Annotated in this window: 10 protein-coding genes; 8 read left to right on the top strand and 2 right to left on the bottom strand. The window is 39.0% G+C overall.

Translation table 11 applies throughout. From position 1 onward, the window contains the following. Positions 1 to 30: 30 nt before the first annotated feature. Positions 31 to 1,023 (top strand): oxidoreductase, encoded by a 993-nt coding sequence (locus ABT996_RS05665; RefSeq protein WP_035447764.1) that lies wholly within the window; start codon positions 31 to 33, stop codon positions 1,021 to 1,023. A 45-nt stretch (positions 1,024 to 1,068) separates the two neighbouring features. Here ABT996_RS05665 and ABT996_RS05660 read toward each other — a convergent pair whose 3' ends face one another. Continuing rightward, positions 1,069 to 2,523 carry an APC family permease gene (locus ABT996_RS05660; protein ID WP_035447766.1) on the bottom strand — a complete coding sequence of 485 codons (1,455 nt, stop codon included), beginning with the start codon at positions 2,521 to 2,523 and terminating at the stop codon, positions 1,069 to 1,071. A 202-nt stretch (positions 2,524 to 2,725) separates the two neighbouring features. Here ABT996_RS05660 and ABT996_RS05655 point away from each other — a divergent pair, with 202 nt between their 5' ends. The 3 genes from ABT996_RS05655 (at position 2,726) to ABT996_RS05645 (ending at position 9,061) form a co-directional block, all read left to right on the top strand. Then, on the top strand, positions 2,726 to 4,852 hold the full coding sequence (locus tag ABT996_RS05655; RefSeq protein WP_035447768.1) for a putative ornithine decarboxylase: 2,127 nt from the start codon (positions 2,726 to 2,728) through the stop codon (positions 4,850 to 4,852). 163 nt (positions 4,853 to 5,015) lie between these two features. After that, positions 5,016 to 7,121 (top strand): Dam family site-specific DNA-(adenine-N6)-methyltransferase, encoded by a 2,106-nt coding sequence (locus ABT996_RS05650; protein WP_035447769.1) that lies wholly within the window; start codon positions 5,016 to 5,018, stop codon positions 7,119 to 7,121. Next, entirely contained in the window at positions 7,118 to 9,061 is a 1,944-nt protein-coding gene (locus ABT996_RS05645; RefSeq protein ID WP_052006346.1) for an AlwI family type II restriction endonuclease, read from the top strand. The genes ABT996_RS05650 and ABT996_RS05645 overlap by 4 nt, the downstream gene beginning before the upstream one ends. A gap of 90 nt (positions 9,062 to 9,151) precedes the next feature. On the opposite strand, the gene ABT996_RS05640 is transcribed toward ABT996_RS05645, so the two are convergent. Next, a complete protein-coding gene (locus ABT996_RS05640) occupies positions 9,152 to 9,637 on the bottom strand; it encodes a GNAT family N-acetyltransferase (protein WP_202807645.1) in 486 nt (161 codons plus the stop codon). 312 nt (positions 9,638 to 9,949) lie between these two features. On the opposite strand from ABT996_RS05640, the gene ABT996_RS05635 reads away from it, so the two are divergent. The 4 genes from ABT996_RS05635 to ABT996_RS05620 all read left to right on the top strand — a co-directional run bounded on the left by ABT996_RS05635 (position 9,950) and on the right by ABT996_RS05620 (position 13,413). Beyond that, the gene (locus ABT996_RS05635) at positions 9,950 to 10,882 is read left to right on the top strand and encodes a PLP-dependent cysteine synthase family protein (RefSeq protein WP_035447773.1); all 933 of its coding nucleotides are present in this window, start codon (positions 9,950 to 9,952) and stop codon (positions 10,880 to 10,882) included. Continuing rightward, positions 10,883 to 12,022, top strand: coding sequence for a trans-sulfuration enzyme family protein (locus tag ABT996_RS05630; protein WP_035447775.1), 1,140 nt, complete (start codon positions 10,883 to 10,885; stop codon positions 12,020 to 12,022). A gap of 174 nt (positions 12,023 to 12,196) precedes the next feature. Beyond that, the gene (locus tag ABT996_RS05625; RefSeq protein ID WP_225361412.1) at positions 12,197 to 12,808 is read left to right on the top strand and encodes a matrixin family metalloprotease; all 612 of its coding nucleotides are present in this window, start codon (positions 12,197 to 12,199) and stop codon (positions 12,806 to 12,808) included. 53 nt (positions 12,809 to 12,861) lie between these two features. Next, positions 12,862 to 13,413, top strand: coding sequence for a GNAT family N-acetyltransferase (locus tag ABT996_RS05620; protein WP_035447777.1), 552 nt, complete (start codon positions 12,862 to 12,864; stop codon positions 13,411 to 13,413). Positions 13,414 to 13,486: the final 73 nt, after the last annotated feature.

Raw genomic sequence — 13,486 nt, 5'->3', positions numbered from 1 at the left:
TAATAATTCACAAAAGAGGGTGTAAAGCTTATGTCGATGCTGTTTTCAACAGCTAAAGTAGCGTCATTAAATCTAAAGAATCGAATAGTGATGTCGCCCATGCGGACGTATAGTGTCCAAAAAGGTGATGGTGTCTTAAATCCGTTGCATTTTGCTCATTATGGAGCACGTGCGGTCGAGCAAGTTGGGTTAGTTATCCTTGAGATGACCGCTGTTGAACCTGAAGGGCGCACGACTGAGCACGATTTAGGCTTGTGGAACGACGAACAGGCAGAAGAGTTAAAGCGTTTGGTCGATTTTTTGCATAGTTTGGGCACAAAAGTTGGGATCGAACTCGGACATGCAGGCCGTAAAGCTAAAGCTGAGTCGGTACCAGTTGCACCGAGTCTTGTTGAAGCCTACAGTGATGATTACAATGAACCAAGAGCCTTGAATATCGCTGAGATCAAACGCATCCAAAGTGCTTTTGTAACTGCAGCTAAACGAGCTATACAGGCTGGAGTTGATCTGATCGAGCTCCAGGGAGCTGAGGGCTTTTTGATCGATGAGTTCTTTTCGCCAGTCATCAATCGGCGAGATGATGAGTATGGTGGTGAACTTGCAGGGCGTTATCGCTTCGTGCAGGAGATCATTACTCAGATCAGAGACTTTTATACGGGGCTATTGTGGGTCCGCTTGTCGTTAGATGATTATGCTAAAGAAGATGAGCAAAATAAGCTAACTGAGTGGCAAACTATCAGTCAATGGCTCGAGCGTGATGGGATCGATTGCTTGAGTATCACGACTGGTGGGCTATTTGATAAAAAGCCAGACCATATTTATGAAGGCTGGCAAGTTCCATATGCAACAGCAATGAAAAAGGCAGTCAACTTACCGATCGCAGTTACAGGGATGCTACTTGATTCAAAGTTGTGTGAGTACATTTTAGAAACAAAACAAGCTGATCTGATCTTGGAAGCTCATGTATTTGATACAAATGCACGCTGGGTCGTTGAAGCTAAAAAAGAATTACATGAAAAATAAACATAACGGGCTAAAGATCTGTTGCTGATCTCTAGCCCGTTATGTTTATTTTTGTTTACGTTTGATCTCTAGTTTACGTAAGAATGGTAAGATAACACCCATCCCAAAGATCAAGAAGACAAAGAAGAAATTCATCATCAATTCATGTGTGAATTGCTTTGTTCCAAAGTGTGCATTTTGTGGAATGAATCCCATTGTCGCACAGACAAATGTGAATAAGAAACACCAGAAACCAACGAGCAAAGCGCCGGTACGGTTTTTGATGAAGATATAGTCTGAGCTAAATTTATCCTGTTGCCATCTAACAGCGATGAATGCAACAAAGACTAAACAGGTCTTATAAGGGGAAACGATCCCATTTAAGTTGAGCAACCAGTTATAAATGGAGTTGATATCAGGTAAAGTCCCACTCAAAAGTAAGAGGACCAAGGCGATCCCAGCGGTCAAAGTATAACTGTGGACAGGACGCCCGTTTTTGTTGGTCTTCGTGAGCCAAGTTGGCATGTATCTTTGATTAACATCGCCGGCAAAGACGCGACTGGCAGCATCGATCAAGACTGCAAGCTGAGCTAACATGAAAAATGATTGGACAACAGCAAAGACATACATCAAACTATTGCCCCAGCCTAATTGTTGACTTAAAAGTTTGAACGCGTAATAAGGACCGTTCATCTTGAAGTCGTTAGGGATATTATTGGCATCAAAGAAGACCGCCAAAGCTAAGGTCCCAAAGATCGTCAAGGCCCCAGTCATCAAGGCGAGCATCCACATGGAACGTGGGAAATCACGTTTAGGATTTTTCATACGACTAATGTAAGGTGCTGCAAGTTCAGCCCCGGACATCGCAAAGATCAACAGACCAGTCGTTGAAAAATAATGTAAACTGAAATTAGGTTTGAATGCTGACCAATCAAATGGTTGTGTCGCAATATGTGCCCCATGTGTCAAGGCATAACCGGTCATCAAAACAAAGAGCATCGACATGATAAACATTGCGCCCCCACCGATCAAGGATAAGATCTCTAAGGCGTTTTTGAAAATATTTTCCAAAAGAATGAAAGCTAAAATGATAACAAATGTCAGTAAGCCAAAAGTAAATGTGGACATGTGACTGCTCAAAGTAGCATCGCCCAAGATGATCCAACTAAAGGATACGATGATCGAGTTGGAGACATCGACTAAGTATGGGATAGTTTGGACCCAATACATCCAGGAAGTAGCGTAACCAAAGAGATCACTGCCAGTCCCACGTCTGATCCACGAAGCAAGTCCACCTGCTTGTTGGTCGAAGGTCAAACCTAATTGGCTGACGATCAATTCGTAGGGAATGACATAGACAAACAACATAAAGATCCAAGAAATAACTACCGATAGCCCTTGATTTTGAAAAGGATAAAAGATATTTTCAAAACTGATGATCGTAACAAAATCAAGTAATGTTAAGACGAGCCAGGGGGTATATTTCTTTTGGTCGAGTGAGTTTTGGTTTAAAGTATTCAATTTTATCTCCTTTAATTAATGCAAAATCTGAGTTTATTTTGCATTAACACCCGGATGCTTATTGGAATGCACGTGGATCCCTCCTTTGTGAAAATAATTACTTTTTCCATTTTAAAGAATCCTTTATGAAATTACTACCATAAATTTGTTTTTTCTTATGAAAAAATATAAAATTGTTTTGAAAAAGTGAGTAGGTGAAAAAATGAAGAAATATCTAAAAATAGCTACTCCTGCCAAGTTACAGGCAGATGTAGCTAAGAAGTGGCCCACTGTCGAACTAACACCTGAAGTCTCAGGGGCTAAATTAGCCGCACTAGTGATCGAAGCCGGTGATCTCAAACAACGTGCGATCGCTGAATTGATCTGTCAGCGTTCTGGGCTAAAAATACCGCTGATCGAAGTCACGGCGGAAAATATCGATGCTGATATGAAAAGAGTGTTGGAATCAGCCACGGCTTATGAAAAAGAAAATGTGCCCGCCTTTTTATTAGATCTAATCAATTTTGCCGATGAAAAAGCAGTCAGCTTTACCACACCGGGACACCATAATGGGAATTTTTACACGCGGCATCCAGCTGGTGAAGTCTTTAAAAACTTTTTCGGCGATAATTTTTTATACGCTGACGTCAGTGACACGATCCCTGAATTGGGTGATACCTTGACCCATGGTGGAACGCCGTTGACAGCTGAAAAACAGGCAGCTAAAGCTTTTAACGCCGATAAAGTATATTTTTGTACAAATGGGACTACTAGTTCAAATACGATCTGTGCGACCGCTGCATTGACCGAGGGTGATCTCGTGCTTTTTGATCGAAATAACCATAAATCGCTCTACAACAGTGCCCTAGTTATGACAGGGGCTAAACCGGTCTATTTAAAGACTGATCGTGATCCTTTAGGGTTGATCGGTCCTTTGGTAGGTGAAGAGTTAGATGAAAAAAAGATCCGCCAACAGATCGCATTGGTCGATCCTAAAAAAGCCAAAGCTAAGCGGCCTTTTAGACTAGCGGTCTTACAACTGGAAACATATGATGGCGTCTTTTATGATGCACGGTATCTCATTAAAAAGCTCGGGCCATTATGTGATTATATTTTATTTGATTGTGCTTGGGGCGGTTATGAACAATTTGTCGATCTGATGAAAGAATTATCGCCGCTGAGTTTAGAATATGGTCCAGCTGATCCTGGGATCTTAGTGACTCAATCTGTGCACAAACAGCAAGCTGGGGTAGCCCAAACTTCTCAGATCTTGAAAAAAGATGCACACTTAAAAGGGCAAAAACGTTATATCGATCATAAACACTTCAATAATGCCTACCTTAAATACGTTACAACGAGTTACTCTTATCCGATCTATGCGTCTTTAGCAGTCAATGCAGCGATGGCAGCTAGTTCGGCTAATCATGCGTGGTGGGAAGAAACACTGGTCAAAGGGATCGAATTTAGAAAGACATTGTTGCGTCAAAGCAAGCTGTTTAAACCACTCGTTCCCACAAAGATAAACGGTATTTCCTGGGAAAATATCCCGACTGAAAAGCTAGCGGCTGACCTAAGCTTATGGCAACTTGATCCTAAAGATACCTGGCATGGCTTTAGTAAAGTTGCTTTAGGAGAAGCGATCATCAGTCCTTTGAAGTTGACGATCACCTCTCCGGGAGTCGAGCTAAAGACAGGTAAATATACTGAAACGGGGATCCCGAGCCCATTAGTCGGCGAATTTTTATTGGAAAAACGGATCATTCCGGGTAAAGCCGATCTTTATTCAACACTTTTCTTTTTGACTCCCGGTGAAGATGAGCTCAGTTTACAGACATTGCTGACGGCACTATTAGAATTTGAACGACTCTATTTGACAGATGCCCCGTTAGAAAAAGCTCTCCCCCGTTTTTATCGGCAAAATAAAGAACGTTATTCTGGCTATACTTTAAGACAGTTGTGTCAAGAGATGCATGAGTATTTTAAGGGACAACAGATCTATCATCTGCAACAAGCCCTATTTATCAAGCCAGAACTTCAAGGCTATAGTTGTTTGCCACGCACAGCTGATCTTGCGTTTATGCGGGGGCAAGGTAAGTTGGTCCCATTAGACAAGATCGAAGGTAAAGTCGCACTTGAAGGGGTCTTGCCGTACCCGCCTGGAGTCTTTATCGTCGCACCTGGTGAAGGATGGCAGGCACTGGATGTTAAATACTTCAAGGTACTGCTTGGGGCAATGGAAAATTTCCCGGGTTTTGAACCGGAGATCCAAGGCATCTATCTTGAACGGGATGAAGCTGGACACCTAAGTGCAGCTGGCTATGTTTTAGATGAGAATTTATATAGAATATGAGGTGTTGTGAAAAAATAGGATGACGGTACTGTGGACTAGGCTATTATAATGGGAGGTTAAGTAGCGATTTTTCTAAAATTAGCTTGTGAACAGCAAAAATAGGCATACTTTATACGTGATTTATGATAAAATGTGACTAACTGTAAAAGGAGAACGATGCCTAATGATGACGACACAAGAAATAATGGAAAAATACGATATTACACGCCAAACTCTGAATAACTGGATACGTAAACAAGAGATTCCCGCACCTGCTAAGAAAAAAGGACGCCAAAATGCTTGGACAAAGAATCAGGTAAAATATATAGACAAAAAAGTTATTCAAAAAAATTCTGAGCAACTTAAGCTTTTTGAAGCGGATAATGAACCTTTGCATATTAATAATCGAAGATATTTAGGTAGTAAGCAAAAAATACTTGATTTTATCAATCATGTTGTAGAGAAAAACACTACAAAAGTATCAACTATTGCTGACGTTTTTGCGGGCACTGGTGTGGTGGCTGATATGTTTAGTAAACAAGGAAAGAAGGTTATAGTTAACGATATTTTGACAAGTAATTATATTTCATACCAGACATGGTTTGGAAATGAATCAATTGATGAAATGAAGATTCAATGTAAAATACAAGAGCTAAATGATTTACAGGGATTCTACGGATATGTGGCGAAAAATTTTGGAGATAAGTATTTTTCTTTAGACAACGCAAAAAAAATAGATGCTATTCGTGAAAAAATTGAGACCTATACAGATGTAAATTTTCGGGAGAAAGCCTTTTTGCTAACTTCACTACTTTATGCTATGGATAAAGCTGCTAATACAGTGGGACATTTTGATGCTTATCGAAAGAAAATGGATACTCTGAAGCCTATATATCTAAGAATGCCAGAGATTAAAAAGAATAAGAAGAATAAAATTTATAATGAAGATGCTAACCAACTAGTTAGAAAAATAAAAGCTGATCTTGTATATATTGACACTCCGTATAACTCTCGTGGATATGAAAGTGCCTATCATGTTTTGGAAAATGTTATGGAGTGGAAAAAGCCAGCGGTTGAAGGAATTGCTAGAAAAGCGGTAAACCGTTCTGAAAAATCTTCTGCATATACAAAGGCTAAGGCTCCACAAGCTTTTGACGATTTAATTCAGCATATAGATGCACGTTATATTTTAGTTTCCTATAATAACATGGCAAAGAAGGGAAATTCTCGATCAAACGCTAAAATTTCAAACGAGGAGATAATTGCTAGTTTAGAAAAGAGGGGAAAGGTAAGAGTGTTTGAAACTGACTTTAAGGCTTTTACAACAGGAAAATCTAAAATTGATAACCATAAGGAACTTCTCTATCTTTGTATAGTCGATGATGAGATAATTCAATCGGCTTTGAATTATACAGGTGGAAAACAAAAATTATTCCCTCAACTTAAAACACTTTTTCCAAGTAATTATTCCAGATTTATTGATTTATTTGCAGGTGGAGCAAGTGTTACTGTAAACCTAATTAAGCAAGGAATTGCAGATGAATATCTTGTCAATGATATTGAGAAACATGTAATAGAGTTTTTTGAGTATCTTTCAAAAATAAATATTGATAATTTTATTCGGGAAGTTGAAAATAATATATCAAAGTATGGATTATCTGAAACAAAGAAAAATGGTTACGCATATTACTCAATGGATAGTGCTAATGGTGTGGGAAAATATAATAAAGAAAAATTTTTGAAGTTGCGTGAGGATTACAATAGACAACCCTCCCCAATCTTATTTTATTTACTGGTAGTATTTGGTTTCAATAATCAAATTCGTTATAACTCAAAGGGAGAGTATAACTTACCTGTTGGGAAACGAGATTTTAACAAGAAAATGGAAGAAAAATTACGAAGATTTGCTAGTCAAATAAAGGACCAAAGAATTTTTTTTTCAGCAAGAGATTTTAGAGAGATAGATGTACACGATGGTGACTTTGTTTATGCAGATCCTCCATACCTTATCACAACAGCAGCGTATAATGAGAATGGTGGATGGTCAGAAAAAGATGAGTTAGATCTATATAGTTACCTTGATAAAGCTGATAAAAATGGGGTTAAATTTGCATTATCAAATGTGATTTTTCATAAGGGACAGGAAAATAAAATGCTTACCAAGTGGGCTTCAAAATATAATATTCACATTCTAAACTATAATTACAACAATAGTAATTATCAATCTAAAGCTAAATATAATGAAACAGTTGAAGTCTTAGTTACAAATTACGGAGGAGAAAAATTATGAAATTGAAAAAGGACGCCGAAACATTTAATTTAGGGGACACAAGTTTTCGTAGGCAAGCATTAATTGATGATTACAAAGTATTGTTGTCATTACTTCAAAAAGTAAATTTAGAGTACCCAGAGTGGGATAAGGAAGCACAGGAAAAATTTTATGAAACAGTACTTGAAGAAACTAATATGTTTTCGAGAAATGAAGAAGAGGATTTTGCCAGACGAGGGAGAACACTTACTAGTGCATTAGCTAAAATTGGGTTAATTAATGATAAACGCAGGCTTTCGAGAGTAGCAAATAACTGGCTAAGTAACAGTAATTTAGCTTCCGATGAAGTTGAAGGAACATTGGGAATTGATATTAATAATTTAATGTTTACACGTCAGTTGCTTAAATTACGAATATATCACTCTGATGGAATAAGATACTTCCACCCAGTTCGAGTTGCGTTGGAGTTGGTAAAGCGCTATAGAAACATACCACAACGAAATTTTTTGATATTGATTCATTCCATACAACCAAACTTTGATGATTTGCAGATAGAAGGGATAATTACTGCTTATGAAAGTGTAGCCTCAAATAAAGAAACATTCCCAGAATTCCTAGACAGGGAATTTCCTGAGAATGAGAGTGATGTAACAGCTAGGGAATTATTTTCAAGTAGGCCACTAGATAGAGATAAATTTGATTTATTATTTACAAATCGTAAGTCATCTAGCACGCAAGATGTGTATTTTGACTTTGTGACATCATTGATTAAATTTAAAGAATGTAAGACTCAGGAAAATTTTGCAAGATTGATTGAATTTAATACAGACGCTAAATTAAAGAGGGCATTTGGATTTGGTAAATCAGTGTTCAAGAAAGCTGATAATGTTAATGATTTTCTCAAGAAAAATGAAGGTAGCCGATTACTTTCTGAAGACGATACATTCATTTATGAACGGTTTGTTTTTTCTAAAAAATATGACCTTGTAAAGGAATATGGTGATATGACCAAGCGAACTCTCAATCTTTCGGGTTTATTTGATTTTAGAAACGGATTAGTGAATGCTACAAGTAGAGAAATTTTTAAAATTATATTTACAAATATGAGATTTTCAGGTGAGGATAAATATTCGGATTATGAGAAAAATCTAAATTATTTTTTTTATCAAGAATCCACAATTACAACAATTTTGAACTTAGATAAAGATGAAAAAATTCAAGCAATTAAAGAGCTACTCAATGTTACAGATTATTCACAAATTCAAAATGCTGTTGCCAGTCAGAAAGAGAAAAAATTTCGAGAATTTATTTCCGAAGTTTTTCCTCGCAAAAAGATCATGGAACTCCTACCTTTATTTTCCAAGAGAGATGATAAAAAAATTAAATCAGCTGTTTCGGAATCAGCAACTGTTCCGACTATTTATGAATATATTGTGGCAATTGCATGGTTTTATATCTCTAAAGAAGATTTCTCCATAACTCAGAGTCTGAATCTAACTTTGGATGGAAATATGTTACCACTTTCTCATGCAGCAGGAGGTGCTGGGGATATTGTAATCAATTATGAAAATCTAACGCTTATGTTAGAAGTTACTTTGATGAATAAGCAGGCTCAGAAACGCGGAGAATGGGAACCTGTGCTTCGACATGCAACTAATCTTACAGTGGATAATTCTTCGAAAAATGTAACTACATTATTTATTGCTGACGAGCTTGATGAAAATACAATTAATATATGGCGAGCAGTGGCAAGTGTCCCACTTAAATCATCAAATAAAGATGAATTTGCCGATTTAGTAAAAATTTTTCCACTTGAAAATAAGGAACTGCTAGATATGCTTAAGAATAATCGGGACGAGGTAGTTTTATTAAAAGCGATTGATAAATCTTATACTAAATTTGCAGGAGATTTTGACCTCGGCTGGAGAGATGAGATATTAGATTGTATAAATAATAAGTGATATAAAAAAGACGACCTATACCTATATAGAAAGCTTAGAGTCGTCTTTTTATTGATTAAGTTAAAGAATTCCATTTTACACTTCTAATACTTACGGGCGCTTTTTTTGATAGGCGAGGCGTGGTGTTTGATCCTCGGTCAAGATGATTCCACAATAAACAAAGCCATTTTTTTTGATCAGATGTTGCATACGCTTATTATTTTGATGAGTGTCGATCCGGATATTTGGTTCGAGCTGTTCACAAAAAGCTAATGCCTTATTAAAGACACCTTTGACTTTCCCGTTACCGGCAATACGATGGATCGTACCATAGGGCTGGTCGTCTAGCCAAGACCCTTCTATTTGCTGATAAGTTGGGTCTTCACCTAGGATAAAGGCAAAAACGCCACCGATGTTTCCTGCTTCTTCAATGACATAGAGGTGTTTAGCAGCAATATCAGCTTCTAAAACATCTAAGGCAGGGTGAGTTTTACCCCATTGATCTGGATTGTTATCTTTTGCCATTTGAGTACGAGCAAATGCATAGATCGCACTGATCGCTGGAAGGTCGGCTATGGTAGCTAAGCGGATCATCAGAACAACTCCTTTTTGTTAAAATATTTAGCTTAATTCTAGCAAAGAAAAATTTTTTTGCAAGAGGGATTGCATTTACGAAAAGTAAGTGCTATTGTATTGGTAACGATTTGAAAAGAGGAATTACGATGAAGACTTTAGTTATCAACAATATGGCTCATACATGTTGTCCTTCTTCGCGCCAGCTAGCGAAGAAGGTCCATTTGCGTTGAGTTTTTTAACGTAACTAGGAGGCTTCTTCAACGTAAGAGGGCGCAGACTTTTTAAAGTTTGCGCCCTTTTTTTCTACTCAGATCGCAGAAAGAAGGGAAGAACATGATATATCAAGACGTATCACAGCTGATCGGTCAGACACCGTTGATAAAACTTGCAGTCAAAACGCCAAACAATGTATCGATCTATGCCAAGTTAGAGATGTTTAATCCAGGTGGCAGTATTAAAGATCGTTTAGGCGAGTATCTCATGGATGATGCGCAGGCAAAAGGCTTGTTGACAGCAGAAACGACGATCATTGAACCTACAGCGGGCAATACTGGGATCGGTCTAGCTTTAGCAGCACAAAAACGTGGCTTAAAAACGATCTTAGTCGTGCCCGAGAAATTTAGCCAGGAAAAACAGATCTTGATGCGTGCCTTAGGTGCAAAAATAGTACATACGCCAAGTGAATTAGGGATCAAAGGTGCGATCGCCCAAGCTAAGAAATTAGCTGCCCAGATCACGGATAGCTACTTGCCGCTACAATTTGAAAATTCGGCCAATCCAGCTGCATATGCGACTAGTCTGGCGCCAGAGATCATTGCTGAATTTGAAAAAAATAAGTTGAGTTTAGCTGCTTTTGTAGCTGGGGCTGGCAGTGGTGGGACTTTTGCTGGGATCACGCAAGCTTTAAAGCAAAAATTTCCTGGGTTAACAGCTGCCGTGGTTGAACCAGAGGGCTCGATCCTAAATGGTGGTGCGCCCCATAGTCATTTGACGGAAGGGATCGGGGTTGAATTTATACCGCCCTTTTTCGCTCAAACTAAGCCCGATGCGATCTATACGATAAGTGATCGGGAGGCGTTTGCGCAAGTCAAGCAACTGGCACTGACAAATGGTTTGTTTGTCGGAAGTTCGAGCGGAGCGGCGTTGGCAGCTAGCTTGAAATTAGCACAAAAGCTGCCTCAAAACAGTAATATCGTCACGATTTTTCCCGATAGTTCAGAACGTTATTTAAGTAAACATATTTATCGATTTGAGGAGGAGATTTAAATGAAATTTGATTCAAAGTTGATCCACGGTGGTATCAGTAATGATAAGACAACAGGTGCAGTGAGTGTACCGATCTATCAGGTCTCGACCTATAAGCAAGCCGAGTTGGGGGGGACACCAGCGTATGAATATTCCCGAACTGGTAATCCAACGCGCCATGCACTTGAACAATTGATCGCAGAGCTAGAAAATGGGAAGCGCGGGCTAGCCTTTGCTTCGGGTTCGGCAGCGATTCATACCGTGTTTAATTTATTTTCTAAGGGTGATCATGTTGTCGTAGGAAATGATGTATATGGCGGAACTTTTCGGCTGTTGAATACAGTTTTAAATCGTCTTGGTCTGGAATTTACCGCAGTCGATACCCGTGATTTAAAAGCGGTCAAACAAGCGATCCAGCCGAATACAAAGGCACTGTATTTAGAGACTCCGACTAATCCCTTGTTACATGTCTCTGATCTGAGTTCATTATCTGACTTAGCCCATGTTAACGATCTCTTGGTGATCGTGGATAATACTTTTGCGACTCCGTATTTGCAACAGCCGTTAGATCTAGGCGCTGATATCGTGGTCCACAGTGCTTCAAAATATCTCGGGGGACATAGCGACCTTGTGGCAGGCTTAGCGGTCACTAAGAGCCAAGCACTCGGGGATCAATTAGCTTACTTACAAAATGCGATCGGGGCTATTTTAGGTCCACAAGATAGTTGGTTACTACAACGGGGGATCAAGACATTAGCGGTCCGGATGCGTGTGCATAATGAAAATACGCGAGCTATCTTTGAATTTTTGCAAAAGCATGAAAAAGTTGCTAAGATCTACTACCCTGGTGATCCAAGTGCGCCAGAGCATGAACTTGCTAAAAAGCAAATGCGTGATTTTGGGGGGATGATCTCATTTGAGTTGATAGCTGGGGCCGATGTAAAAGCCTTTATCGAATACCTGCGCTTGATCACGTTAGCCGAAAGTTTAGGCTCAGTGGAAAGTTTGATCGAAGTACCTGCGATCATGACACATGGAGCTATCCCACGTGAGATCCGGCTAAAAGATGGGATCAGCGATGAATTGATCCGACTATCAGTGGGGATCGAAGCTAAAGAAGATCTGCTACAAGATCTAGAGCAAGCTTTGGAACAAGCATAGGTAAACTTAAAGAATTCTTTAAAAGTTTTAAGCCGAAAGTTGTGTACAATTAGTAAGTACAGGGAGCAAAAAATAATTGCGAGGTGACGCAAAATCAGATTTTTACGTTTCATTTGGAATCTATTTTTGACCCTTTTTATCACTGCTAGCTTAAGTTTAGGCTTGTTGTGGTTTATGACTAGTCCTTACGCTCTCCCAGTTGTGCGTGAGATACAGACTTTGGTAACTAAGATCGTTCCCGATCAAGGAAAGCTGCTGAATGTCAAAACTGAAAGCATATCCCCAAGTGATCCAACGGCGCAAAGTTATTCTGAGGATACCAATGCGCAGGCGGCAAATGGCGCACGTTGGAGCAAAAACACAGCGACTGTTTATCTTGAAGCAAGTGATGAACGCTTCCGCACCGCCTATTTAAGGGCAATCGAAAATTGGAACCAAACTGGGGCTTTTAACTTTGATTTGACTGATGATAAAAAACGAGCCCAGATTATTTTAAAACAACAAAATGATGCCAATACCAGTGCAGCTGGGGTGACGCATACCATGATAAATCAATTGACGAATCGTTTGACCAGTGCAGATGTCTATCTCAATTCCTATTATTTATTAAATGCGCAGTATGGTTATTCCCAATTACGGATAACTAATACCGCAGAACATGAATTAGGGCATGCGATCGGTTTGGCGCATGATGATGAAAATGTCTCAGTGATGCAGTCGGCTGGATCGTATTATTCGATCCAACCTAAAGATATCGAAGCTGTAAAAGCTCTCTATCAAGGCTAGAGTTATTAGGAGAGGTCTGCTATAGTTGAGAAGTAGCAATGAGGAGGATATTTATGACTTTGAAATTAGTTACAGCAACTCCAGCTGATCTACCTAAGATAAAGGAATTGTATTTGAGTGCTTTTCCAGCCGTAGAACGGATCCCATTTTGGCTGTTAAAAAAGCGCACTAAGACTGAGATAGCCGAATTTTGTAGTCTCTATGACGATGATAACTGGGTCGGTTTTATCTATACGGTCAAAAATGCCGAACTAGTCTATGTGTTCTTTTTGGCGATCAAAGCGACTGAACGCTCTAAGGGGTATGGCAGTGGTTTGATGAAGCTGATAAAAGAGCGTTATCAAGGGCAAGTGATCGGCTTAAGTGCTGAAAGGCCTGATGAAGCTGCGGCTAACAACCACGAGCGTTTACGCCGTTTAAAATTTTATGCTAAAAATGAGTTTTTACCGACTGATTTTTATACAGCTGAAAAAGGTGGCGTGGAGTTTGAATTCTTGACCCAAAATGGACAAAAGATCAGACCCCAAGCTTATCCAGAGTTAATGGCACAATGCCTAGGACTGTGGCAAAAATTCTTATTACCGATCAAAGTAGTTAAAGATTAGTCAGAAAAGTGGTTCATTTGAGCCACTTTTTTCATTGGCCTGAAAAATTTGCAAAAAAGTAGATTAAATTAGA

Origin of the sequence: Ligilactobacillus sp. RTP31139st1_D10_RTP31139_211217 (assembly GCF_040226755.1) — a bacterium.
Lineage (GTDB): Bacteria > Bacillota > Bacilli > Lactobacillales > Lactobacillaceae > Ligilactobacillus > Ligilactobacillus animalis.
The sequence above is the reverse complement of the archived record's forward strand: the minus strand, read 5'-3'. Positions and strand labels throughout refer to the sequence as shown.